Below are 24,587 nucleotides of genomic sequence, written 5' to 3'. Positions count from 1 at the left end.
TTGAACTGCTTTTATACTTGGCTATAGTTAACGTTTTACATAAAACAGCTTTCAGAATAAATAAGCAGAAAAATATACAATAATGGGACTAAATTAATATTTTATGGATAAAATACTTATAGTTATTGCTGTCTTTTTTAGTAGCCAGAGCTTTGCTTCACATCCCTTACCTGTATTAACCGTCGCCAGTGAAGAGTGGCAAGAATATACCAATATTGATGGTACAGGCACATACTGGGATATTATTCGTGAAGTGTATGGCGAACATTATCAATTAGAGTTTATATCTACTAGTTGGAGTCGCGCCATTAACCTGGTCGAAACTGGACGGGCTGATGTTCTTGTTGGCACTTATAAAGATACCAGCCGACAGCTTATTTTCCCACAGCATCATTTAGACATTGAATACCCTCTATATGCAATTTTCGATGAGAATATACAAAGTATTAACAAAGCAGATGACCTAGCTGGGCTCATTGTTGCGGGAAAAAAAGATTATGCTTTGGAGCGGTTTTTACCAAGTACTAGTCGTTTTTATGGTGTCGAGTACATCGATAATATTACAAGACTTATTGATAAAAAGCGTGTTGATGTCGCCGTTACTTATCTTACTAATTTATCTTTAGCAGATCCTGAAAACCGTTTTAGTCATCAAATAATAGGGAAAGAAGAACATTTATATTTAGCCTTTACGGATTCAAAAAAAGGTAAAAAGCTGCAAAAAACTTATGATAAAAAAATTATCAAATTAGTGAAAGATAATAAATTACAGCAGTACTTTATCAGTGAAGCAGAATATCAACATGCTCAATACGACACTTTGTTGTCGAAACCGAAAAAAATTCTAGCGTTAAAATAAACATATCAACAATAAAAAAGCATAATGGTGTCATTATGCTTTTACTTTAAGTCTTTAAAATTAATCTATATTACATTGACGATCGTGTAGCTATAGAAAGCGTTTTAATAACCTGTCTATTTGTGTCATACGTAAACGTTTTAATAATTTACGAGGCTTATCTGGATAATTATGCACGCTTTCAATGTCAGCTATATTATGAATAATTTTTGTGTGCTCGGTAATGCGTTTAAATTCGGCATTGAATTTATCCGTTAACTGGCCTTTTTCGTCGTCGAGCAAAATACCATTTTCTAAATCAAGCGACCACGCACGCGGATTTAAGTTACTTCCTGTTAATAGGTGATAGCGATTATCTGCGACTATACCCTTCAAATGAAAGCTGTTTGAACCGTCCTGCCACAACCTTAGTGACAAGTTACCATTGTCGAGGTGCTTTTGACGTCGAGATAAGAAACTCACCAGCAAGCGCTCATAAATATAAGGCACAATTTCAACCGTTGAAAAGGTTGTTTCATCCGCATTATAAAAGTCGTTAGCTTTTTTATCTCCCACTGTTAAAGTCACTTTAACACCTCGTTTTAGTGCGGCATCTAAGTCTCTTAGCAAAGGTTTGGGTAGGTTAAAATAAGGTGTAAAAATAATTAATGATTCTTGGCTATTACGAACTAAGTCTCTGATCACACGATTCAGTTGATTACCTCTTCGGCCACAACCAACAAACATAGACGCTTGTATTTCAGCAGAGTTACTGCCACGTTTATTTGTGTTTAACAGTTTATATTTTGCAACTTTTAACAACTTAGTTAAACGAATAATTTTTCGTTTAATTTTTTTTGCACTAGGCACTTCACCCTGATTTAACAGAGGTGCCAAAGCTGAATCAATAAAGCAGCGGTTGAGATATTCACAAAAATTATCCGCTAATGCCTGACTGTTTAGGCGATAATAGCGATCAAGGCGATAACGCTCAGTTTGCTGTAAATAAACATCATTAATACTGGCTCCGGTGTAAAGTAAAACATTGTCGATTACCATTCCTTTCAAATGTAAAACGCCAAGCAATTCCTTACGCTTAACTGGCACGCCATAAATCTTAATAGAGACTTGATGTTGCTGTTCAAGCGCTAAATAAAGATCTCGATTTCCGCCAGATTCTTTATCTCCAATCAAACCACGTTGCGCTCGATGAAAATCTACAAACAAGCAAATATCTAACGTTGGGATTTGTTGTTTAGCTTGGTATAAGGCAGCCAATATTTCTCTGCCTGCAGTATCGTCTTGAATATAAAGCGCAGAAATATAGATACGAGAAGTCGCTTGGGCAATTTCTGCCAATAGCAATTGCTTAAAATCAGCAGCAGTATTAGCAATATCGATATCTGTGGCAGCTATGCCAACCATAGAATTAACGGCAACCATATTAACGGTTGACCGCGTGCGAGATAGAAAATTTATATGTTTTATTATTATTCATTCAGTCTAGGTAATTATTTTTTCAGAGTAAACTGCGCTAATTGTACCGCAAGATCCTCTGCAAGTTGAGAAATATTAGCTCCCGCATTGGCAGCGTCTTCAGCAGACTGTAACAAACTATCAGTACTTTCAGCAATATCATGGGTATTTCCTGTGATACCAACCACCATATTGCGTTGTTGTTCTACCGCATTTGATATTTCAGTTGTCGCGGCAACTATTTCAGTAACGCTTTGACTTACCTGTTGAAAGGTATCAGCGACTTGCGCTGTTTTTTCAACACCTTGTTCAGCTTGTTCAACACCGTTTTTCATCGCTTCAACTGACCGACTGGTACCTAATTGCAATTGCTCAATAATTCGTTGAATTTCGCTCGTAGAGTCTTGCGTTCTACTTGCTAACGTTCGAACTTCATCAGCAACTACGGCAAAACCTCGACCTTGCTCACCTGCTCGTGCAGCTTCTATTGCGGCATTTAAGGCGAGTAAGTTAGTTTGATCTGCTATCTCTCTGATCACATTAACAAACTTACCAATATCTGTACTATGTTCCGCAAGTTCATTAATAATTTCAGCGGAAGAATGTACTTGAGAAGAGATAGCGGTGATCACACTTGCAGTATCACTAATAACTTGTTCACCGTGATTAACACTGGTGTACGCATGTTCGGTCAGGGTTTTGGCATCAGCGGTATTTGATGAAATTATTTGCACAGAGTCATTAACTTGATTGATAGAACTGGCAACTTGATGAGTATCTTGTTGCTGTTGAGCGATATTTTTCTCCATCGCATCGGTTAGGCTATTGATATTAGCCGCTGCAGATTTTAGTACCGATACATCATTAGCGACACGCGCTAATAGCGTATGAATTTTATGCTGCATTTGGCTAAAACGACGAGCAATATCACCAAGCTCATCTTTAGCACTACTGACAATATCAAATGAGAAATCACCATTACCTAATCGTTCTGCCGCTAAATTTATTTTGTTAACATTTTCACTCAACGATTGGTAAATACCCACCAATAAATAACTGATCGCCAACATAATTATCACAAGTATGCTCGACAATAACCACAGTGCCTGCATGCTACTATCTTTTAAGTTTTGAATTCGCTCAACTAACAGTTGATCTGACAAAACCATTAAATTTTGCTGATTTTTGTATTGCGCATCACCTAAACTTTCTGCTTTAGCGGCACGCCATTGAATGCTGTCGGGATTAATAACGTCTCTGCGCAGTGATGTTTGAAAATTGTCTACCGACTGGTTTACTTCATCATATCGCGTTAAATAGTCATTAAACATATCAGGAGCAACACGTTTGAGTTGCTCAATGGTTTTTGCGTACTGTAGCTGTAATTCGTCTAGACGATTATCTAAAGCTACTAGCCGCGTATATGTTTCAGCACTGAAACCGCCACTATTTATAATGCTGCGCGTTAAATCTTTAATCCTACCAATGTATTCAACTAAAGCGGGCATTCTTATCAACGCGGCTTCAGCAAGATAAAAAGCTTGTGGATCCGGTTCTCTCGACAAACCACTTACTGCAGCTAAGTTTTCTCTTAAGGCAAACGTTTTATCGTAAAACATTGAAAAATCGTTAAAACTTCTCTCGCTTTTTTGTAAGTTTTGCCAACCATCAAGCAGTGTTTGTTTATTGTTTTCGGCTAGGGTCAGTTGCTCGATTTGACTGGTAATAGCATTACTACCAGATAGCGTTAAACGATTATCCCCAACAGATTGCTCGAGCTCAATGATGGCTGTTATCTGAGTGTTGCCCAATAACTCTTGTTGATATTGACTTAGATCGTGAAATTGTTGTTTTACAATCCAGATGAAACTGGCAATCAGTGGTAGGTAAAACATGAAGGCTAAAAGCGAGAATTTAGCTTTAAATCTTAGTGAGTTCGAAATAGCAATTGCGGGTTTGAATATTAGCGTCATAGTCACTCTTATCATTGATTATCTACAAAATGCTTTTTATAAGCATATCACTTGACCCAGATAAGTTAATGATTATTTCAATTTAAATTATGGCCGTTTTATTTACCTAATTCCAAAAAAATAGCCATGAGCATTAATTATATAATACTCATGGCACATCAATTGTATTTGTCGTTCGATCGTTCTAAATTTTAGCGGCCAGTTCTGCTGCTTGTCTAATAGCACGCTTTGCATCAAGTTCAGCGGCAACATTTGCTCCGCCAATCAAATGTGCATTAACGTTTTGTGCTTGCAACTGCTTATACAAAGTACGTTCAGACTCTTGTCCGGCACAAATAATAACATGATCAACTTGCAGTGTTTGTTGCTTACCATCGATAGAAATGACTATACCTTCATCATTAATCTCGTCATAAGTAACGCCCGCTAGCATTTGTACACCATTTTTTTGTAAAGTGGCTCTGTGGATCCAGCCAGTAGTTTTACCTAGCCCTGCTCCTACTTTAGTGGTTTTACGTTGGAGTAAGTAAACTTCACGACTTGGCGCCTCATGTGCTGTTTTGCCCGTTAAACCACCATTTTCTTGATACGACTTGTTTACACCCCAACTTTCTAGCCATTTATCAGCATTGACTGTTAGTGACTCTTCTTCTACCAAAAATTCAGCAACATCAAAACCAATACCGCCGGCACCAATAATGGCTACGCGTTTACCTACAGGTTCTTTATCACGCAATACTTGGATGTAAGATTTAACTTTTTCGTGATCGATACCTTTAATATCTAATGCTCTAGGCACAATACCTGTTGCCAAGACAATTTCGTCAAAGCCAGCGGAAGCTAGTTGCTCGGCACTTTGTTGCTGATTTAAGTGCAGTTTAATATCTAGTAATTCAATTTGTTTATTGAAATAACGTAACGTCTCATAAAACTCTTCTTTGCCCGGTATTTGCTTAGCGTAATTAAATTGTCCGCCGATTTCACTGCCACGGTCGAATATTTCAACCTTGTGGCCACGCTGTGCGGCATAAACGCTAAATGCTAATCCTGCAGGTCCTGCACCAACAACCGCAATTTTTTTCTTGGCATTGGTGGTTTCAAAAGTCAGTTCAGTTTCATAACAAGCTGCGGGGTTAACTAAACAAGATGCGCGTTTCTGGCTAAACACATGATCTAAACACGCTTGGTTACAACCAATACAAGTATTGATTTCATCACTCTTATTTGCCGCAGCTTTGACAACAAAATTTTCATCCGCTAAAAAGGGACGGGCCATCGATACCATATCAGCCTGGCCTGAAGACAATATTTTTTCTGCCACTTCAGGTGTATTAATGCGATTGGTGGTAATTAAAGGCACTGACACTTCTTTTTTCATTCGCTCGGTGATCCAAGTAAATGCAGCGCGAGGTACTGAAGTTGAAATAGTTGGAACACGGGCTTCATGCCAACCAATTCCGGTATTAATTAAAGTTGCACCCGCGGCTTCAACAGCTTTAGCCATGGTTACAACGTCTTGCCAACTGTTTCCGCCGTCAACTAAGTCCAACATTGATAAACGGAAAATAATAATGAAATCATCACCTGCACTAGCGCGCACAGCACGAATAGTTTCAATGGCTAAGCGCATTCTATTTTCAATGCTACCACCCCACTCATCAGTACGCTTATTAACTTTTACACAGCTAAATTGGTTAATGAGATAACCTTCAGAGCCCATAATTTCAACACCGTCATAACCCGCTCTTTTTGCCAATTTTGCTGAATGAGCAAAATCTTTAATCGTGCCTTTAATTTCGCGCACAGACATAGCTTTTGGAGTAAATGGGTTGATTGGTGATTTAACTTTACTCGCTGAGACACTAAAAGGATGATAAGAATATCTACCAGCATGTAATAGCTGCAAACAAATTTTGGTTGGAAATTCATGTACGGCCGCGGTAATTTTTTTATGCTTAGCTACGTGCCAAAATTTACTCAGCTCGCAGCCCATAGGCGCTAAACGACCTCGCATATTAGGACTAATACCACCAGTAACAATAAGACCTACGCCACCTTTTGCTCGCGCTCGATAAAATGCGGCGAGTTTATCAAAACCACCCTTTTCTTCTTCAAGACCGGTATGCATAGAGCCCATCAACGTTCGATTGGCTAAAGAGGTAAAGCCTAAATCTAATGGCGCTAATAAATGTGGGAAGGCAGCATTATCATTCATATTAAGTCACTTTTGGTTGTTATATTAATTTATAGCCAAGGTATATAAAGCTAGTCTATATTTTTGCTTACACTTATGAGTGTATAAAATATCTGCTCCTCAGGTAAAATTCAAGCTTTATTTTGACACCTGTCAGATTGGCGTTGTTATAAGTAAAATTATAAGCAAAGTGATGAGGAAAATAATGACCAAAGTTATGGGCGCTCAAAAGCACGGGTTTACTTTCTTTATAATCTCCGTATGCTGCGCTTGAGTCATTAGCGGCTTTAACAGGGGAAGCAATATTAATATCGACAAAACAATCATCATTGAGCAAATCACAGCACAGTTGAAAAAAGAATTGTCGCTAACCTTAATTGCTGCAAATAATGCCCACAAAGCAGCTACCGATGATCAGTCCGTAGCTGAAACGCAATATGACACGTTAGCCATAGAGCAAAGTTATTTGGCGGAAGGCCAGTCAAGACGTGTGGATGAAATAAAATACGCCATTAAGCGCTTACAAAGTATTCCTCCTGAAGCATTAACAACCAAGTTGAAAATAAACATTGGCTCTGTTGTACAGTTAGAAAAAGATATTGATAAACAGCAGTGGTTTTTTCTTGCGCCTGTGGCGGGTGGGTATCGCTGTAAATTAACCGTACAAGACAACACGATTAACATGGTTGTTATTACCCCAGAGTCTCCTTTGGGTAAAGCGATGATGAATAAACAGCTTGATGATGAAATAAATATAAAAATAACCGAAAAGCGTATTGTAGATTTCATCACATCGGTTATTTAAGCAAACTAAAGCCCTTCTTAGTAAGGCAGTGATTAAGCGTTTAGTTATTCATTAAGTAAGGCTTTTATACTAAGAATATCGACTGTTTTATCATCCACTTTTAAATAAGCAACTGCTTCGTCATGCATGATTGTCACTTCAATTACGCCAGGCATTTCACTCAATTTTTGCGCCACTTCATGCGCTTGTTCATCGTTATTAATGTTGGTTGAAAAGCTATAAGCTTTAGATTTTTTCAATGGTTTCATGCCCAAGGTTAAAAACAACCAAACTAAGGAAAATAAACCCGTGACCAGAAAAATTGTTTGCTCGCCAAATTCGCCAGCAATAAAACCGCCTAAAATACCACCGGCAAAAGCGCCTAAGAATTGGCTGCTTGAGTAAATACCCATCACACTGCCTTTAACACCTGCAGGCGCAATGCGCGATAATATTGACGGCATGGTTGCTTCTAAATAATTGAAGGCGGTAAAAAACATCATTACCAGTATAATCAAAGTAGTTATGTTAGTGGGTAGGTACCAAAGTAATAATAAAGCGAGTGTTAACAAAGCCACTGCAGCACTGAACATTTGCGTTTCTTTTTGCTTTTTCAATCCGATGATCATAAATGGCACCATCAAGAAAAATGAGCCAATTAATGTGGGTAAATAAAGCTGCCAATGCTGCTCTAGCGCTAGACCATTGGCAACAAATTGCTTAGGTAAAGTAACAAAACACGCCGTTAGCGCCATATGTAAAATGAAGACTCCCCAGTTTAAGCGAGATAGTTGTCCGTCACGAATTAAACTGCCCAACTTTGATGGCAGTGCAACATTATCGCCTTTAGGCGCTGTGTTAACAGAGTTAGGGACAATAAATTGAATAGTTAGCATGGCAAATATCGTTAGTATCGCGATAAACCAAAACAAGCCACTCAATCCAAACGCTTGTGCGACTATCGGGCCAATTATCATCGCGATAGTAAAAGAAAGACCAATAAACATACCGATAGTGGCCATTACTTTGGGGCGCTGTTCTTCACGACTTAAATCCGCCGCTAAAGCAAGTATTGCACTCGCTATTGCACCCGTGCCTTGTAAAGCACGGCCCAATACTACCCCATAAATAGTGTCTGACATGGCAGCGACCACACTACCCAGTAAGAAAACAACTAAACCACCTAAAATAACCGGCTTACGACCAAATTTGTCTGATAAAATCCCCATCGGTATTTGCAACAAGGCCTGAGTTAGGCCATAAGCACCAATCGCTAACCCAAGCCAAATAGGGCTATAGCCAATAAGTTGCTCACCGTAAATGGCAAAAATTGGCAAGATCATAAACAAGCCCAGCATCCTTAAGCCAAACACTGACGCCAACGATAAAGCGGCTTTCTTCTCGATACTATTTAAACCGGATACGCTCATGAAACTTAAACTCTAATTTTGAAGGGAAGATATAAACGCGCACATATTAACACGGCAATCGAATGAACAAAAACAGAGATTTAAGATGAATTTGGACTAAAAATTGTGCGATAATATTTGGTTCCAACTTTATGTTCAGAACAATGCTGCGTTTCGTATAATTAAAGATAAAAACAACTTAGTTTAGCGCGTATTTTATCGTTAATCATTATGTAAAATGTTACTGAGGCATAAGATAATGTATATCCAGTCTGATCTTTGTATACGGTAGTTTCGTATGACAAACCCCGGGCGCTAAATTGGTCAAACAGTCACTATGAAGAAAATTGAAGTCAGGGGTGCTCGCACTCATAACTTGAAAAATATTAATGTAGATATTCCTCGAGATAAACTAGTTGTTATCACGGGTCTTTCTGGCTCAGGTAAATCTTCATTAGCCTTTGATACTTTATACGCCGAAGGGCAAAGACGCTACGTAGAATCACTATCTGCATATGCTCGCCAGTTTTTATCTTTAATGGAAAAACCCGATGTTGATCACATCGAAGGTTTATCTCCTGCTATTTCAATTGAGCAAAAATCAACGTCGCATAACCCGCGTTCAACGGTGGGTACTATCACCGAAATATATGATTATTTACGCTTACTTTATGCACGTGTTGGTGAACCGCGATGTCCAGATCATCATTTACCTTTGGCTGCACAAACCATTTCTCAAATGGTTGATCGCGTTTTAGCGCTAGAAGAAGGCACCAAAGTCATGGTGCTTGCTCCCGTTTTACAAGATCGCAAAGGTGAGCATGTTAAATTATTAGATAACCTAGCCGCACAAGGCTATATCCGTGCACGCATCGACGGTGAAGTGTGCGACCTTTCAGATCCACCCACTTTAGAGTTACACAAAAAGCACACCATTGAAGTTGTTGTTGACCGCCTTAAAGTGCGTGAAGACATTCAATTACGCCTTTCTGAATCTTTTGAAACGGCCCTTTCACTAACCTCTGGCACAGTAAAAGTCGCGTTTATGGATGAGCCAAAGAAAGAAGAATTAGTTTTCTCCGCTAACTTTGCTTGTTCTAAATGTGGCTATAGCATGCAGGAATTAGAGCCGCGTTTATTTTCATTCAACAATCCAGCTGGTGCATGTCAAACTTGTGATGGATTAGGTAATCAGCAGTTTTTTGATGAAAGTCGAATTATTACTAGCCCAGAATTAAGCTTAGCCGGTGGTGCTATTCGTGGTTGGGATAAACGTAATTTCTATTATTTTCAAATGTTGCAAGCCTTGGCTGATCACTACCATTTCTCCTTAGATTTAGCCTTTAGTGAGTTAGACAAAAAAATTCAGCAGCTGATTTTAAAAGGCAGTGGTAAGCAAGAAATAGAATTTAAATACATGAACGATCGAGGTGACATAGTTATTCGCAAGCACCCGTTTGAAGGTATTTTAAATAACATGGATCGCCGTTATCGCGAAACAGAGTCAAATGCGGTTCGTGAAGAATTATCTAAATATCTTAATAGCCAACATTGTCCTGACTGTAACGGTAGTCGTTTACGTCTAGAAGCACGTAATGTTTTTGTTGGTGATACGCCCTTACCTGAAGTGGCTGAATACGCTATTTCTGATGCCTTAGCTTTTTTCCAAGGGCTAGAGCTCACTGGTCAAAAAGGGCAAATAGCCGAAAAAATTCTTAAAGAAGTATGTGACCGACTAGGCTTCTTGGTTAACGTAGGTTTAAATTATCTTAACTTGTCACGCGCTGCAGGGACCTTGTCAGGTGGCGAAGCACAACGTATTCGTTTGGCTAGCCAAATTGGCGCTGGTCTAGTGGGCGTCATGTATGTTTTAGATGAGCCGTCAATTGGTTTACATCAACGTGACAATGAACGCTTGTTAGAAACCTTGATTCATTTACGTGATTTAGGCAACACGGTTATCGTGGTTGAACATGATGAAGATGCCATTCGCGCCGCAGATTACGTTATTGATATTGGCCCTGGCGCCGGTGTACATGGCGGTCATATTATTGCTGAAGGTAAAGTAGATGACATTTTAGCGTGTGAAGAATCACTTACTGGCCAGTACTTGTCAGGTAGAGAAAGCATTGCCATACCTAAAAACAGAGTTCCTTTTGACAAAAATAATGTCGTTGAATTAAAAGGCGCAACAGGCAATAACTTAAAAAATGTTGATTTAATTATTCCTAATGGCTTAATGACCTGTGTTACTGGCGTTTCTGGTTCAGGTAAATCAACCCTGATTAACGACACCTTGTATAAGTTGGCGCACATTGAGTTAAATGGCGCTACAACGCAAGAGCCTGCTCCTCACAAAGAAATTATTGGCTTAGATTTACTCGACAAAGTTATCGATATTGATCAAAGTCCTATTGGCAGAACACCGCGTTCTAATCCTGCAACTTATACTGGGATTTTTACGGCTATTCGTGACATTTTTGCTGCCACACAAGAGTCTCGTTCACGTGGTTATAAACCTGGGCGTTTTAGTTTTAACGTTAAAGGCGGGCGCTGTGAGGCTTGCCAAGGCGACGGATTAATTAAAGTTGAAATGCACTTTTTACCTGATGTTTATGTACCTTGTGACGTTTGTAAAAGTAAACGCTATAACCGTGAAACTTTAGAAGTAAAATACAAAGGTAAAAGCATTCATGAAGTGCTAGATATGACCATTGAAGATGCCTTTGAATTTTTCGCCCCTATTCCAGCGGTAAAACGTAAGCTGCAAACTTTAATGGATGTTGGTTTAAGTTATATCAAGCTTGGACAATCAGCAACCACCTTGTCAGGTGGTGAAGCACAACGTATTAAATTGGCTAAAGAGTTATCAAAACGAGATACCGGTAAAACTTTATATATTTTGGATGAGCCAACCACTGGTTTACATTTTCACGATATTAAACAATTACTACAAGTTATCCATCGCTTGCGTGACCATGGTAATACCATAGTGGTCATTGAGCATAATTTAGACGTGATAAAAACAGCTGACTGGATTGTAGATTTAGGTCCAGAAGGTGGTGGCGGTGGTGGTGAAATATTAGTTACAGGTACACCAGAGCAAGTGGCTAAACATAAAGGCTCGAATACCGCGAGATTCTTAAAGCCATTACTAGCTAAAAACAAGTCATCTAAGTAAGCTGTTGATAGTGTAATAATCCCATCAAATTTCTCCTTGATGCTTCTCTAAAGGCTTGTTTTTTAACAAGCCTTTTTATTGTGTTCATTTTTACATAAGTTAAGTTTAGTGCTGCTGATAATTGATAGTCTCAGTAAACTGTCACGGTAAATAATCCTAGTAATTAAGCGAGAAATCTAAAGTAGCTTTAACGCCTATTGCTTAGATTGATGAACTGACTTTTCTGCAATTAAGCATCAACAGAACACCATGCAATTGAATAGTTTTTATCACTTATAATTGCTCACTTTCTTAATTCAATTGGTATAAGATAACTCATCGAATTAAAACGGAAACTTAAGCAGTAAGTAAATGAATATAATAAATAACAATAATTCGCCTTGGCAGAACCCTTTAATCTATTTATTGGCCTTTAGTAGTGGCTTTTGCATCATGAGCATTGAGCTATTAGGCGGCAGGATTTTAGCGCCATTTTTTGGCAGTAGTGTCCATATTTGGGGCAGTATCATTACCGTATTTATGCTGAGTTTATCTTTTGGTTACTTAGCCGGTGGGAAGCTATCGACAAAAAATGCATCTTTAAATCGTTACGGGTTAATTTTTATTTGTGCTGGTATCACCATTTTACCCGTCGCTTTTTCTTCGCAATGGTTAATGGAAGCTATATTTCTAGCTATTGAAGATACGCGATATGGTTCGTTATTAGCGTCAATGGCCTTATTTTTTATCCCTACAGTGATACTCGGTATGATTTCACCTTACTCAGTGCGTTTGCTAGTTACTGATAAAGATAAAAGTGGTCAAGTGGCGGGGTTTCTCTACTTTGTATCAACACTGGGCAGCGCATTAGGGACTATAATTACTTCTTTCTATTTGGTTTTACTGTTCGAGGTTAACGATATTATTATGGTATGTAGTGCCGTACTGATATTTCTTGGTGTAAGTGCCATGATATTTAATCGTATTAATCAACAAAAACAAAGTCACAATAACAACGCGCTTCATCAGCAAGGGACAGCACATGAATAAATTTTTTTTTACACTTATTATCAGTGGTTTACTCATTGGCTCAATATTAAGTACGCAAGCAATCGCCAAAACTATCCACAGTGAACGCTCGTTATACCGGAACATATTGGTGGAAGAAAGCAAGGGCTTACGCTGCTTAAAATTTAATGTGAAAAGCTCGAAAACTCAACAAAGCTGCATGTTGGTTGATGACCCACAACGCTTAGTTTTTAATTATACCAAAATGCTATTTTCAAGCTTATTACTAAACCCTAACCCTGAGCGTATATTAATTATTGGTTTAGGTGGCGGCACAATGTCGAACGCTTTACACCAAATATACCCTAAGGCCACGATTACTAATGTAGAAATAGATCCCGCCGTGATTAAAGTTGCGCGTAACTACTTTACATTTTTCGAAAACGACCACATTACCGCGATAGCACAAGACGGGCGTATTTTTGTAAAGCGTGAATCAATAAAAAAACAACAATATGATTGGATAATTCTCGACGCGTTTAACGGTGACTACATACCTGAACATTTAATGACACAAGAGTTTTTACAAGAAGCTAAGAACTTACTCAGTGCCAACGGGGTATTAGCAGCAAACACATTCTCGGTAAGTGACTTATATAATTATGAGTCGGCGACTTATAAATCTGTTTTTGGTGATTTTTTCAATGTGAGAAATAATAACAACAGTAATCGCATTATATTAGCGAGTGCGAAACCCTTGCCGAGTAATGAAGTGATAGCAGCGCGAGCATTAGCGCTTAACGATAAGTTATTACCCTTTAATGTCGATATTACAGAAATTAGCCGCCAAATGACTTCAACGGCAACCACACAAGACTGGCCAAAAAATTCACCCATATTAACCGACCAGTATTCACCTGCAAACTTATTGAATTTAAAGTAAGCGTTAAAACAGTGATGTAATACATGTCAAATTAACAAGGTATAGGCAACAACTTAGCCTATACCTTGTTGCCTATACCCAGCTTTAATTCATGCATGTAATTCACTAGCGCTTGATGCTCAGCGGATGGGGATTTACTCAATGCGGCAGTTACGCCTTGTTGATCTTCAATCGACCGATGTTGACCTAGCTTAGCTTTAGCCTCAATAACTTCAATTGAAATTTTAAAACCAACAATACCTCGAGATAATTTTTCTTGATACTCGGCACTCACCACATCTCGGTCAACTAACAGTTCAGGTTCGAACTTTTGCATAAGTAATTCAAGTGCATGTGTTGTCGAGTCTGCCGTTAATATTTCAGCGCAGCCTTTAATATGAATGGCCGCATAGTTCCAAGTAGGTACCGCAGGTTTATTGTTATACCAAGTTGGAGAAATGTATCCATGTGGGCCATGAAATATCACTAGATGTTGCTGAGATATATCCTCACTTAGTTCGCGCCAATGTGGATTAATACGTGCAAAGTGGCCAATTAAGCAATGGTTTTCTCGATCTAACATTAACGGGACATGGGTCGACTGCAATGACGGTGAAACGATTGTGGCAAAGCTATGCTTTTCAATAAAAGCAAAAATATCAGCTTGCTTCTCTAACTGCCATTTTTCAGGAACATGCATAGATTTAGTTACCGTTTCTCGTTTTTACTAACCACAAAGTTAATTTTTCTTTTTTAAGCTTAAGCGTTTTTTGCCCGTTGATGTTGCTGCTGGTTTTTTGACATCAATACGCGTTAAGGTACGTGAAGAAGCCGGTGATTTAGACACGATGCTTTTACTGTCGTGTTTAATGTCGGCAATATCTACCTTTACTGCTGTATCATTCACTTCTGCTTCTGCTTCGTTAAAATCATCCGCATTAATTTCTTTTTCAATAAAATCATCATCAAGCGCAGTTTTACGAGATCCAGCTACCGCAGTATTGATTTCAGCCATTTCACTTACGGTTAAATCTCGCCATTCTCCTGGACGCAATTGACCAAGTTCAACTTTCATAATGCGTGAACGCTTTAACTCAATCACTTCATAATCAAGATATTCACACATGCGACGAATTTGTCGATTTAGTCCTTGCGTCAAAATGATACGAAAAACAAATTTACTCTCTGGTTTAACCTTACAAGGTTTGGTAATGGTACCTAAAATTGGCACACCTTTGGACATACGTTCAATAAACCGTTCGCTGATTGGCTTATCTACTTTTACGATATATTCTTTGTCGTGAGCGTTTTCAGCACGCAATATTTTATTAACAATATCGCCGTCACTGGTGAGGAATATTAACCCTTCTGAAGGTTTATCTAAGCGGCCAATAGGAAATATACGTTTAGTATGACCAATCGCATCAATAATATTACCTTTAACATGACGTTCAGTAGTACAGGTAATGCCAACCGGCTTGTTATAAGCAATATAAACACGGTCAGTATGGTTACTAGCACTGGCTTTAATCTCATTACCGTCAACACAAACTTTATCGCCCGACACAACTTTAGTGCCTAGCTCTGGAATCTTGCCATTAATGGTCACACGATTATTTTCGATTAACTTATCGGCAAATCGGCGCGAACAATAACCCGAGTCGCTAATATATTTGTTGAGACGTTTTTCGTAACTTGACACTGGCTATCCTAAATAAGATCGGTAAATAATGGTGTGTTCTACATTTGATTAAAGCTATTTTACCTAACTTTTGTCACACTGTAGAGTAATGTTATTAAAAGCAGTAAAAAATACAACAAACAAAGGTATAAATATGAAAATAGTCGCATTTGGTGCCAGTACCAGTAGTAAATCAATCAATAAGCAACTTGCTAAGTATGCCGGGCGCTTAGCGACTGAAATCAACCCAAGTATTGAAGTAGAAGTACTCGATTTAAATGATTATGAACTCCCCCTTTTTAGTCAAGATAAAGAAGCTGAATTAGGCCATCCTGAAGCGGCAAAAGCCTTTTTTAACAAACTTGGGGAGAGTGATGCCATTATTATTTCTTTTGCTGAACATAATGGTAGTTACAGTGCAGCCTATAAAAACTTATTTGACTGGACTTCACGCATCAATCAAAAACTTTTCCAAAGTAAGCCAATGTTATTACTGGCCACTTCACCGGGCGCAGGCGGCGCAGTAACGGTGTTAGCCGCAGCTACAGGATCAGCCCCTTATTTTTCTGGGGAAGTAAAAGCTTCGTTATCTGTGCCTAGCTTTTTCGACAACTTTGATGCCGATAAAGCTTCATTAACCAATACTGAGTTAGATTTAAAATTGAAAGCCGCAGTGCAAAGCTTACTTGCATAGCAGCCAATAAGACCCTAAAGCTTATTGTAAGCTTTAGGGTTTATCAGTGGCGTTAATTTGTCCGTTTACAATAACATCGGGTTGCTTAGCTTTGTTACCCACTGTGACTTTTGCACCTTGGTTACTGACAGAAAAAGAACTACAAGCAGCAAGAGTAAACACAATGATGATAAGAAATAATAATTTAAATTTCATATTTACCCTTTAATGTTGACTGTTGACGACTAATTTAGCGAGTTGTCGATCATGATATTTAGCGAGTAAGATAAGTGACATAATCGCGCCAACTAATGCTAATGCCATATCTGATTGTGTATCCCAAATATAACCTTGTGTACCTAGAAATGCTTCCGCATTTTCGCCTGAAGCAACGGCCACCCACCACTCTATTAATTCATAAAATGCGCTAAAAGCTAAACAAATAGCAACAATAATCACATTTAACCAAGCCCTACCATTAACAACGTCTTTGCGGATAAGAATTTCACGCGCCAGTAAAGCAGGTACAAAACCTTGGAAGAAATGACCAATTTTATCGTAATTATTACGCTCAGATCCCATCCAATTAGCAATGGTATCGAATAACGGCACTTCCGCATAGGTGTAGTGTCCGCCCACCATTAAGACGATACAATGCAGTAAAATAAAATTATAAAGTAAACGTGTTAACGCAAAGTTTTTGAAACTTATGACCATTAACACCAAGCCAATAATGGCCGGTAATACTTCTAGAAACCACGTAAATTGATCTTTCGGTCCTATACCCGACCAAATCAAAACAATAAAATAAAGCGTTAACCAAAGAACTTTTAACATGTTAAATACCATTGAATAAATAAAAAACACTAACGAATTAAGTAATACTTATATCGATGTGTAAACTATATAACCACCGAAAATTAAAGAGAATAGACCAAAGAATCTAAATGTAGATCTAAACGTTGTCGCCGACCACAGCGCAAATGTTCGATGTTTTTTTGCGCCCACAACACATAAAACGGCGGCAGCAATTAACATCAAGTATCCCAACACTACATTGATAGTAGGTGCCAATGTTAGTGGTGAGTAATAAACAAAAACCACACCAAAAAATAGCCGACTCATCATTTCAAAAATATGAAAGTATGTTAGCTGGCTAAAGCGAATAATACCTTTTGAAAAAGCATGAGGACTGATGATCATCAACAAACTTAACGCCATCATCATTAGACCAAAACCCGTGATCAATATCATAAAAAGTACCGTCTACTTTTCTGCTTTATCTTACTTGTAATAATTTCCCTTAGGCGCGGCACCAAACAAGCTCATCGCTGCTTGCATTTCATCTTGTGGGTAGTTGGTGATGGCAAGTTGGTGGCTTTCTATATCAACCCAACGCTCTATCATCATAAACTGATCGCTGTGTTCATTATGCTTTAAAAGCTGACATGAAATGCAGCCTTCAGCACTTGAAATATAAGGCACAAGGGTTTGTAAAAATGAAAAAAGTTCGGCTGATTTTTCAGCTGCTGCAGTAAATTCGTTAATGCGGGTTATGTTCATAGTATCCTCTTAAAGCTCATTATTTCATCATAAACAGCTAACGTATTTATTTGCTAGCTCATGTATTATTTCAGGTTATTAAAATTGAATGCTTTCTTCTTTTTACAATCCATATTCCTTAGTATTTAGACTAGGGAAATGCAAAACATGAGCGCCATTAGCACACGTGTTGTCCGAACCCCGAACAACCTAGTTAAACAAACGTTGATTAAAATAAACAATCATGTGCTTTAAAACCTAACAAGCCACTTTTAATGTAATGATATTAAGAGAGACAGGGGCTTAACTCGACCTTACCATACATTAGTTATTATCAATTTCTCGTTGTAATTGTTCTAAAGCCTCAGTAATAGTTAAAAATTTCTTTCCGAATGTAGTCACATGGTATTCGACACGTGGCGGCAATTCATTAAAACTCAAACGTTCTAAAATGCCAAATTCAATATTTTTCTTCAAACAAACATTTAACACTTTTGTCGTTAATCCTTCAACATTACGCACCATTTCACCTGGGCGATTAATTCCATTAGACAATAATTGATAAACCGTTAAAGACCATTTACACCCATAAATGGTTTCAACCATACGTGCGCTGTCCAAAGGAGGTGTTTTTCTTGAAATTATTTTTTCATTATTATTCATAAAGATGTACCAAAAAGTACCTACCCCACTAATTTGTGCCTACTTTTCAACAAGTAAAATTGCTCGCTAAACTGCTCCTACTTTAGCAATTGTAGACAATAATTTGGAGTAAAATATGAGTATTTCGAAAAACACATTAGCCGTTATTATCGGTGGTTCAAGTGGAATGGGATTAGCAACAGCAAAACAGCTAGCCGCGCAAGGAATTGAGCTTATTATCGTTGGTCGTGACAGCGACAAGCTTAATGCAGTTAAACAAGAGCTTTCTGCGTTAACCCGCATTGAAACATATTCAGTAGATTTATATAACCAAATCCAAGTAGATGATTTTAATAAATATATCAACACATTACCTCGACATATAAATTACTTAGTAAACGCGGCTGGTTATTTTAAACCGACTAGCTTTCTTGAACATAATAACGAGGTATACGATCAGTATATGGAGTTAAATCGTGCAACATTTTTCATCTCACAAGCCGTTGCCAAGAATATGATCAAGTATCAGTCTGGCGCAATTGTAAATATTGGTTCTATGTGGGCTAAACAAGCGATAAAGGCAACCCCATCTTCAGCTTACTCTATGGCGAAGGCAGGTTTACATTCATTAACTCAGAATATGGCTATGGAATTAGCCGAATTTAATATTCGGGTTAATGCCGTGGCTCCTGCTGTTGTAAAAACACCTATATATCATTCTTTTATTGAGCCAAAAGATATTGACACTGCACTAGCTGGTTTAGATGCCTTTCACCCAATTGGAAGAATTGGTCAAGCTGACGACATCGCCAACAGTGTTAGTTTCTTACTGAGTAATAAAGCAGATTGGGTGACCGGTGCTATTTGGGATCATGACGGTGGTGTCATGGCTGGTAGAAACTAAAATATAAAACTTTCAGTCACTAAATAACGCTTAATATTGATTGATAAAAAGGAGTCGAGTTATTCTCTTCTCCTTTTTGTACAGCACTGTTATCTGCCCCTGATATCTAACCCTGTTGTGATAAAAGTGCGATGAACGAATGTAAATATCAACTAGCGCTTTTTCACAATGTTTATAAGCTAAGCTGTTTCATCATGTAATATCTGCAGCCAGTTTTTGGGTAACCTTGCTGTGTCCATTGAACTTGGTAGCCATGTTTTTCATAAAATGGCATCGCTTGAAAATTCAACGTATCCAGTAAAGCTTTATTACAACCTCGTGCCTGTGCTGCTTGCTCCATTTCATGTAATATTTTACTGCCAACTTGCTGGCCTCGCAGAGTTTCTGACACCCATAAAGTATTGATCATTAACCAATCACCAAATGTTCGCCCTGCCGCGCCAGCAATAACATCACCATTTTCATCGTTTAACTTCACAGCAATGGCTTTACGTTCACTTACTTCCCAATTCGCCCAGTTAAATTCAGCAATTTTATCGTCTAAAAATGCAATTAACTCTGTTGCTGGGTTTTCAATAACTTCTATTTTCAACACTTCTTCCTGAGCAAGTTTAATACTTATATTGTCATGTATGTTTTTTATAAACTATTTAATAACATCAATTCTTTAGGGTGAGGCTTCATATAATAAGAGTCGGTAATATAGTCGTTTGGAAAGCGTCTAAAATGATGGCGTAATAATGTTATCGGCACAATAAGTGGCAACAGACCATTACGGTATTGGTCAATAATATCAACCAATTCAGTTTTGTCGTCAGCGCTAATGAAGTTTTTCAAATAGCCTTGTAGGTGATGCAAAGTATTTACGTGACCCTTACGGCTCGCTCTTAATTTGAGTAAGGTCATCATTTTGGTTAAGTATTGCGGCAATACTTCGCTCGGATCTTCAGCATGAGCTTGCGCTAGCCAGTGCCCCAACTCTTTAGCCATAGCTTGGTTATGGCTCATAAAAATATACTTATGCTGGGCATGAAAGCGGTTCAGTGTTTGTAATGAAAGTCCTTCTAAAGCTAGCTTTTGCCAACGCGCATAAATAAACACTCGTTGAATAAAGTTTTCACGCAATATCGCATCACCTAACCGGCCTTCTTCTTCAACCGGTAAATTTGGATAGTTTTCCATTAGCTTTTGAGCATAAATTCCCACGCCAATTCGATCAGGCATATCACCTTTGTATAGGCGCACGCGCTCCATACCACAACTGGGTGAATCTTTTTTCAAGATATAACCGCTCAGGTTTTGCTGCCATATTTTTTGTTCTTCAGCACAATCTTTAAGTCGATCCGTTACATCTAAATCAGGATTTTTTGAGCCAACGCAATGTACCTTATCATCTAGCAAAACCAAACGGATGGTTTCACGAGGAATACCTAAGCCTATTTCCACTTCTGGACAAAACGGAATAAAATCGAAATATTCACTTAAGGTATTATTTATATAAGAGTTATTTTTATGACCCGAGTCAAATCGTACTTTATGGCCCAATAAGCAACTACTGATGCCAATTGATATTTTGTTATCCATATTCGTTCCCTTTAACTAAGTTTTTATTTTTTATATAATTTCAGTATAACTAAAAGCCTAATTAAGTTAATCATTTAAATGATATTGGTACTCACAAAAATTTACTCAACAATGAAATAGCTAATAAAGACAATGCTGGAACAGCAATCCAAAGACACTAATGACGCTCAAGGAATGGGGTTTACATGTAACTAGAATAGATAAAGCCCAATAAATACTGGGCTTTATCTAGATACTTTAATAAAACAACGTTGAAAGGTTATTTTTCAAAGTAAAACTTAGCACGCTTATTATCGTAGTTACCCACTTCATTCATGGTTTCAGCATTATACAAACGGCCATTAACCATCGTATAAACAACACGGTCAGATAAACGAATATCTTTGCTGACATCGCCATCTACCACTAAAATATCGGCAAGTTTACCCACTTTAAGTGAACCTAATTGGCTATCTAAACCTAAGGTATGTGCTGGTGCAATGGTTGCAGTTCGAATAGCATTTAAAGGTGTCATACCACCTTGTGCCATCATCCACATTTCCCAGTGCATTGCTAAACCTTCACGTTGACCATGGCCGCCAGCGTTAACCACAACACCTAAATCTTGTAGCTCTTTGGCAACTTTTGCAACATTAATGTGGTTGTAATGATGATGAGGCGCTTTAGTACGACGCATTGAGCGCGGATCTAAAAACTCACTCGGTACATACTTACTCAAACGCGGGTGTTTCCAAACATCAGTAGTGTCATACCAGAAATGTTCTCCTGAAATACCACCATATGCTACACCCATAGTTGGCGTGTAGGCCATTTCAGATTGCGACCATAATTGCTTAATATCGTCATAAATTTTCGCAGTAGAAATAGAGTGTTCTAAGGTTGTATGACCATCAATAATCATCGATAAGTTATGCTGAAGTAATGAACCACCTTCAGGTACAACTAGAATTTCAGCCTCACGTGCTGCTTGTATCATTTGTTGACGTTGATTACGACGAGGTTGATTATAACTTTTAACACTAAACACACCGGCTTTTTTCAAACGTTCAATATGAAATTTAGCATCATCCAAACTATCAACATGTGAAGTATATCCAGCAGCGGTTGCACCGTATAAAATACTACCGGTAGAAAATAAGCGTGGGCCTACAATATCGCCTGCTTTTTGCATTTCACTCGCAGCAAAAAATTCAGTGGTGTCGTTCGACGGATCGTGAACCGTTGTTACACCTAAGGCTAAACCCGCATAGTTTTTCCAGTTTTGTTGAGGAATAATTTCATCGCTACCTTGTGGGCCATGTGCATGTGCATCAATTAAGCCTGGCATAATCGATTTACCTGTAACATCAATCACTTTCGCATTTGAAGGAATATCTACTTCGCCATTTTTACCGACAGCAATAATTTTATTACCTTCGACAACCACAACGCCATTTTCGATAATTTGCTCACCTTCCATTGTGATGACTTTACCACCAACAAAAGCAACACGTCCCGAAGGTTTATCCGCCTTTTCTTTAAAGCCTAAATAAGTTTTAACCGGTGCAGGTGTTGACGACGTTTTTGCCTGTTCATCAGTGTTTTCAGCATCGCTACTCGCAAGCTCTGTTTTGTTTTTTATATCAAATAAACCACCAACGTTTGCTTGGTATAGGTCAGGACCTAAACTCCAATACAATTGATTAGATGTACCATTCCAGTTTATGCCTTCGCCAGCACGTACAGACAATTGTTCAACCGGTAAGTTTTTCGCTTTTGGACCAATATCAATCACTTGGCCACGTTCAACAAATGGCGTTACAAACACTTTAAAGCGTTCAGCAAAAGCTAAGTACTTGCCATCTGGTGAAACTTTATATTCGGTGGCAAACTTACCTTGATAGATAGCCTGTTCCTTCTCAGCACCTAAAGTCGAATCTAAACTTACTTTGAACAGCTGAGGTGTTTCACCGTTGCGTAAAACATAAATACGCTCGTTTTTAGCGCCAAAATGTGGCAACACGCCTGATTCAGTAATTAATTTAGGCGTACCTTTTTTAATATTAACTGTGTATACACCTGGATTTAAGCCCCATGTTGGGTCAGTAATATATCCGCCAGAAACTTTGCGAAATACCACGTTTTTTCCATCAGGCGAAAAGCTAGGCTCTACATACTTACCAGGCTCCTCGGTTAACACACGACCTTTACCACCGCGTGATGAAACGATGCGAATGTCGCCAAGTTTTTTATCATTCCACGTGCTGTAAACAATTGATCTGCCATCGCGTGAAAAACTAGGGTTTAATTCAAAATGCGATTTTTGTTTTGTTAAGCGTTTAGCTTTTCCTTTTGCTTTTCCATCAGCAATGCCACGAACATAAATATGTCCCATTGATTCATAAACCACCTTGCTGCCATCAGGTGATATTTCAACATCACGTAACATTTTTACGTCAAAATTGTCTTGATCAATATCTTGTTGAAAGCGTAATGCCGTTTGAATTTTTTTCTCGGTTTTTACGTGAAAAGGAATAACGGTTGTTTTCTTACTTTTAAGGTCGAGTTTGTTAATTTCTCCACCTGACCAAAACACCATGCCCGCACTATTTGGCAACCATGCCATATTTGGATAAACACCGTGTATCGCCCACGTTTCTTGCATATCACGGTCTAGGTTTTCAAAAATAAGACTTTCTTTACCGCTTTTTAAGTCGTATAGGTACAAGTTAGATTGGAAATCGTCGCGGCTAATATAGGCTAAGTATTTACCATCAGGTGAAGGTACAGGGCGTATTGCTCCACCTTTGCCTGAAATAACCACTTTAATCTCGCCTGATTCAAGATCTAAGCGCTTAATTTTATAAATGCCTTTCTCGGAATCTTTACTGTAATGAAAGGTTTTCCCCGGTGTCGCATCTTGTGAGAAGTACACGTAATTACCGTCATGAGAAAATGCAGGTTCACCTAAATCTTTCTGCTCATTTGGACGTTTTGTTAACATAACGCCGTTACCACCAGTTTTGTGGTACATCCAAACTTCGCCGGCCCCTAAAGAACGCGATCCTGTAAAATGTTTACGACCAACAATATAATTGCCGTCAGGTGACCAAGCAGGACTATTTAATAAGCGGAAAGTTTCCGAGCTAACTGCTTTACCAGCACTACCATCTGCTTTCATAATCCATAAATTATCACCACCATCTTCATCAGAAGTAAAAGCAATGTGTTGACCATCTGGACTAAAGCGCGGTTGCATTTGCCAAGCAATATCGGTCATTAACGCTGTAGCTTCACCACCTTCAATGGGTAAGGTGTAAATGTCGCCAAGTAAATCAAATGCTAACGTTTTTCCGTCAGGGCTAATATCAACATTCATCCAAGTACCTTGGCGAACATCAATATTGGCAGTGGTAAATTTGCCTTGCGGGCTATTAACTAACCATTTTTCAGTTTTGGCCTTTTCGGGTGTTTTTGCTGTATTTTCTTCAGCAAAAGCTTGATGAGTTACACCTGTTACCAGGGCAATGCTAAGTGCAAGTGAAGTAATACGAGTAGTAAATCTAGACATATATTTAACCTAATCAGCTATATAAATTATTGTTATTACCTTACTACAACACATCATTCTTAAAAACTTAAGTCGAATGCGACAAATAGTCGCTATTTGCCGTTCAACACCTGTTACATAGACCTAAGCTAATCGCTATTATTTTGTCGATATTATGCAGAAAAAATAGACAATTTTTATGTTTTTCAGTATGGTAGATAAGCGTTATAACTGTTCTCAACTCCCTGCTATTTGCATGCTAAAAGGT

Annotated in this window: 21 protein-coding genes; 7 read left to right on the top strand and 14 right to left on the bottom strand. The window is 38.3% G+C overall.

Translation table 11 applies throughout. The features are described 5' to 3' along the window. Nucleotides 1–103 precede the first annotated feature (103 nt). Complete coding sequence (locus H4J50_RS00790; protein ID WP_108457416.1) at nucleotides 104–859, top strand: ABC transporter substrate-binding protein; 756 nt, start codon at nucleotides 104–106, stop codon at nucleotides 857–859. 90 nt (nucleotides 860–949) lie between these two features. Here H4J50_RS00790 and pssA read toward each other — a convergent pair whose 3' ends face one another. The 3 genes from pssA to H4J50_RS00775 form a co-directional block, all read right to left on the bottom strand. Continuing rightward, complete coding sequence (gene pssA / locus H4J50_RS00785) at nucleotides 950–2,281, bottom strand: CDP-diacylglycerol--serine O-phosphatidyltransferase (RefSeq protein ID WP_182253877.1); 1,332 nt, start codon at nucleotides 2,279–2,281, stop codon at nucleotides 950–952. A 68-nt stretch (nucleotides 2,282–2,349) separates the two neighbouring features. After that, nucleotides 2,350–4,287, bottom strand: a complete 1,938-nt coding sequence (locus H4J50_RS00780) for a methyl-accepting chemotaxis protein (protein ID WP_182253875.1) — start codon at nucleotides 4,285–4,287, stop codon at nucleotides 2,350–2,352. 184 nt (nucleotides 4,288–4,471) lie between these two features. Further along, a complete protein-coding gene (locus H4J50_RS00775; RefSeq protein WP_182253873.1) occupies nucleotides 4,472–6,502 on the bottom strand; it encodes an NADPH-dependent 2,4-dienoyl-CoA reductase in 2,031 nt (676 codons plus the stop codon). Nucleotides 6,503–6,830: 328 nt separating this feature from the next. On the opposite strand from H4J50_RS00775, the gene H4J50_RS00770 reads away from it, so the two are divergent. Continuing rightward, entirely contained in the window at nucleotides 6,831–7,286 is a 456-nt protein-coding gene (locus H4J50_RS00770; protein ID WP_220466069.1) for a hypothetical protein, read from the top strand. 44 nt (nucleotides 7,287–7,330) lie between these two features. On the opposite strand, the gene H4J50_RS00765 is transcribed toward H4J50_RS00770, so the two are convergent. Further along, nucleotides 7,331–8,695, bottom strand: a complete 1,365-nt coding sequence (locus H4J50_RS00765; protein ID WP_182253871.1) for an MFS transporter — start codon at nucleotides 8,693–8,695, stop codon at nucleotides 7,331–7,333. A 316-nt stretch (nucleotides 8,696–9,011) separates the two neighbouring features. Between H4J50_RS00765 and uvrA the strand changes: the two genes are divergently transcribed. From uvrA to H4J50_RS00750, 3 genes are all read left to right on the top strand, one after another. Then, the gene (uvrA, locus tag H4J50_RS00760) at nucleotides 9,012–11,855 is read left to right on the top strand and encodes an excinuclease ABC subunit UvrA (protein WP_182253869.1); all 2,844 of its coding nucleotides are present in this window, start codon (nucleotides 9,012–9,014) and stop codon (nucleotides 11,853–11,855) included. Nucleotides 11,856–12,206: 351 nt separating this feature from the next. Next, nucleotides 12,207–12,884, top strand: coding sequence for a fused MFS/spermidine synthase (locus H4J50_RS00755; protein WP_182253867.1), 678 nt, complete (start codon nucleotides 12,207–12,209; stop codon nucleotides 12,882–12,884). Beyond that, the gene (locus tag H4J50_RS00750) at nucleotides 12,877–13,785 is read left to right on the top strand and encodes a spermidine synthase (RefSeq protein WP_182253865.1); all 909 of its coding nucleotides are present in this window, start codon (nucleotides 12,877–12,879) and stop codon (nucleotides 13,783–13,785) included. Before H4J50_RS00755 ends, H4J50_RS00750 begins: the two co-directional genes overlap by 8 nt. A 58-nt stretch (nucleotides 13,786–13,843) precedes the next feature. On the opposite strand, the gene H4J50_RS00745 is transcribed toward H4J50_RS00750, so the two are convergent. Both H4J50_RS00745 and rluF read right to left on the bottom strand, forming a co-directional pair. Continuing rightward, a complete protein-coding gene (locus H4J50_RS00745) occupies nucleotides 13,844–14,464 on the bottom strand; it encodes an FMN-binding negative transcriptional regulator (RefSeq protein WP_182253863.1) in 621 nt (206 codons plus the stop codon). 39 nt (nucleotides 14,465–14,503) lie between these two features. After that, nucleotides 14,504–15,466, bottom strand: coding sequence for a 23S rRNA pseudouridine(2604) synthase RluF (gene rluF / locus H4J50_RS00740; protein WP_182253861.1), 963 nt, complete (start codon nucleotides 15,464–15,466; stop codon nucleotides 14,504–14,506). 133 nt (nucleotides 15,467–15,599) lie between these two features. On the opposite strand from rluF, the gene H4J50_RS00735 reads away from it, so the two are divergent. Next, nucleotides 15,600–16,139 carry an NADPH-dependent FMN reductase gene (locus tag H4J50_RS00735; protein ID WP_182253859.1) on the top strand — a complete coding sequence of 180 codons (540 nt, stop codon included), beginning with the start codon at nucleotides 15,600–15,602 and terminating at the stop codon, nucleotides 16,137–16,139. A gap of 33 nt (nucleotides 16,140–16,172) precedes the next feature. Here the strand turns inward: H4J50_RS00735 and H4J50_RS00730 are convergent, their stop codons facing one another. From H4J50_RS00730 to H4J50_RS00710, 5 genes are all read right to left on the bottom strand, one after another. Continuing rightward, nucleotides 16,173–16,334, bottom strand: a complete 162-nt coding sequence (locus tag H4J50_RS00730) for a hypothetical protein (protein WP_182253857.1) — start codon at nucleotides 16,332–16,334, stop codon at nucleotides 16,173–16,175. Nucleotides 16,335–16,343: 9 nt separating this feature from the next. Further along, entirely contained in the window at nucleotides 16,344–16,955 is a 612-nt protein-coding gene (locus H4J50_RS00725) for a DUF2238 domain-containing protein (protein ID WP_182253855.1), read from the bottom strand. A 48-nt stretch (nucleotides 16,956–17,003) separates the two neighbouring features. Beyond that, on the bottom strand, nucleotides 17,004–17,372 hold the full coding sequence (locus H4J50_RS00720; protein WP_182253853.1) for a hypothetical protein: 369 nt from the start codon (nucleotides 17,370–17,372) through the stop codon (nucleotides 17,004–17,006). A 30-nt stretch (nucleotides 17,373–17,402) separates the two neighbouring features. Next, nucleotides 17,403–17,681: a putative quinol monooxygenase gene (locus tag H4J50_RS00715; RefSeq protein ID WP_108457430.1), complete on the bottom strand. Its 279-nt coding sequence runs from the start codon at nucleotides 17,679–17,681 to the stop codon at nucleotides 17,403–17,405. 303 nt (nucleotides 17,682–17,984) lie between these two features. Beyond that, nucleotides 17,985–18,323, bottom strand: coding sequence for a helix-turn-helix domain-containing protein (locus tag H4J50_RS00710; RefSeq protein ID WP_108457431.1), 339 nt, complete (start codon nucleotides 18,321–18,323; stop codon nucleotides 17,985–17,987). A gap of 115 nt (nucleotides 18,324–18,438) precedes the next feature. Between H4J50_RS00710 and H4J50_RS00705 the strand changes: the two genes are divergently transcribed. Continuing rightward, nucleotides 18,439–19,206: an SDR family NAD(P)-dependent oxidoreductase gene (locus H4J50_RS00705; RefSeq protein WP_108457432.1), complete on the top strand. Its 768-nt coding sequence runs from the start codon at nucleotides 18,439–18,441 to the stop codon at nucleotides 19,204–19,206. Between the two features lie 172 nt (nucleotides 19,207–19,378). Here H4J50_RS00705 and H4J50_RS00700 read toward each other — a convergent pair whose 3' ends face one another. The 3 genes from H4J50_RS00700 to H4J50_RS00690 form a co-directional block, all read right to left on the bottom strand. Beyond that, nucleotides 19,379–19,798 carry an N-acetyltransferase gene (locus tag H4J50_RS00700; protein ID WP_182253851.1) on the bottom strand — a complete coding sequence of 140 codons (420 nt, stop codon included), beginning with the start codon at nucleotides 19,796–19,798 and terminating at the stop codon, nucleotides 19,379–19,381. 47 nt (nucleotides 19,799–19,845) lie between these two features. Beyond that, a complete protein-coding gene (locus tag H4J50_RS00695; RefSeq protein WP_182253849.1) occupies nucleotides 19,846–20,790 on the bottom strand; it encodes a DUF523 and DUF1722 domain-containing protein in 945 nt (314 codons plus the stop codon). A gap of 259 nt (nucleotides 20,791–21,049) precedes the next feature. Further along, nucleotides 21,050–24,340: an amidohydrolase family protein gene (locus tag H4J50_RS00690; protein WP_182253847.1), complete on the bottom strand. Its 3,291-nt coding sequence runs from the start codon at nucleotides 24,338–24,340 to the stop codon at nucleotides 21,050–21,052. Nucleotides 24,341–24,587: the final 247 nt, after the last annotated feature.

The sequence above is a fragment of the Colwellia sp. 6M3 genome, assembly GCF_014077595.1.
Classification (GTDB): domain Bacteria; phylum Pseudomonadota; class Gammaproteobacteria; order Enterobacterales; family Alteromonadaceae; genus Cognaticolwellia.
This window is presented reverse-complemented; position numbering and strand designations above follow the sequence as displayed.

What these genes read in the sequence shown, in the direction of transcription:
- H4J50_RS00790 (WP_108457416.1), top strand. Translation starts at nt 104, where the DNA reads ATGGATAAAATACTTATAGTTATTGCTGTCTTTTTTAGTAGCCAGAGC.
- pssA (WP_182253877.1), bottom strand. Translation starts at nt 2,281, where the DNA reads ATGGTTGCCGTTAATTCTATGGTTGGCATAGCTGCCACAGATATCGAT.
- H4J50_RS00780 (WP_182253875.1), bottom strand. Translation starts at nt 4,287, where the DNA reads ATGACGCTAATATTCAAACCCGCAATTGCTATTTCGAACTCACTAAGA.
- H4J50_RS00775 (WP_182253873.1), bottom strand. Translation starts at nt 6,502, where the DNA reads ATGAATGATAATGCTGCCTTCCCACATTTATTAGCGCCATTAGATTTA.
- H4J50_RS00765 (WP_182253871.1), bottom strand. Translation starts at nt 8,695, where the DNA reads ATGAGCGTATCCGGTTTAAATAGTATCGAGAAGAAAGCCGCTTTATCG.
- uvrA (WP_182253869.1), top strand. Translation starts at nt 9,012, where the DNA reads ATGAAGAAAATTGAAGTCAGGGGTGCTCGCACTCATAACTTGAAAAAT.
- H4J50_RS00755 (WP_182253867.1), top strand. Translation starts at nt 12,207, where the DNA reads ATGAATATAATAAATAACAATAATTCGCCTTGGCAGAACCCTTTAATC.
- H4J50_RS00750 (WP_182253865.1), top strand. Translation starts at nt 12,877, where the DNA reads ATGAATAAATTTTTTTTTACACTTATTATCAGTGGTTTACTCATTGGC.
- H4J50_RS00745 (WP_182253863.1), bottom strand. Translation starts at nt 14,464, where the DNA reads ATGCATGTTCCTGAAAAATGGCAGTTAGAGAAGCAAGCTGATATTTTT.
- H4J50_RS00735 (WP_182253859.1), top strand. Translation starts at nt 15,600, where the DNA reads ATGAAAATAGTCGCATTTGGTGCCAGTACCAGTAGTAAATCAATCAAT.
- H4J50_RS00730 (WP_182253857.1), bottom strand. Translation starts at nt 16,334, where the DNA reads ATGAAATTTAAATTATTATTTCTTATCATCATTGTGTTTACTCTTGCT.
- H4J50_RS00725 (WP_182253855.1), bottom strand. Translation starts at nt 16,955, where the DNA reads ATGTTAAAAGTTCTTTGGTTAACGCTTTATTTTATTGTTTTGATTTGG.
- H4J50_RS00720 (WP_182253853.1), bottom strand. Translation starts at nt 17,372, where the DNA reads ATGATATTGATCACGGGTTTTGGTCTAATGATGATGGCGTTAAGTTTG.
- H4J50_RS00715 (WP_108457430.1), bottom strand. Translation starts at nt 17,681, where the DNA reads ATGAACATAACCCGCATTAACGAATTTACTGCAGCAGCTGAAAAATCA.
- H4J50_RS00710 (WP_108457431.1), bottom strand. Translation starts at nt 18,323, where the DNA reads ATGAATAATAATGAAAAAATAATTTCAAGAAAAACACCTCCTTTGGAC.
- H4J50_RS00705 (WP_108457432.1), top strand. Translation starts at nt 18,439, where the DNA reads ATGAGTATTTCGAAAAACACATTAGCCGTTATTATCGGTGGTTCAAGT.
- H4J50_RS00695 (WP_182253849.1), bottom strand. Translation starts at nt 20,790, where the DNA reads ATGGATAACAAAATATCAATTGGCATCAGTAGTTGCTTATTGGGCCAT.
- H4J50_RS00690 (WP_182253847.1), bottom strand. Translation starts at nt 24,340, where the DNA reads ATGTCTAGATTTACTACTCGTATTACTTCACTTGCACTTAGCATTGCC.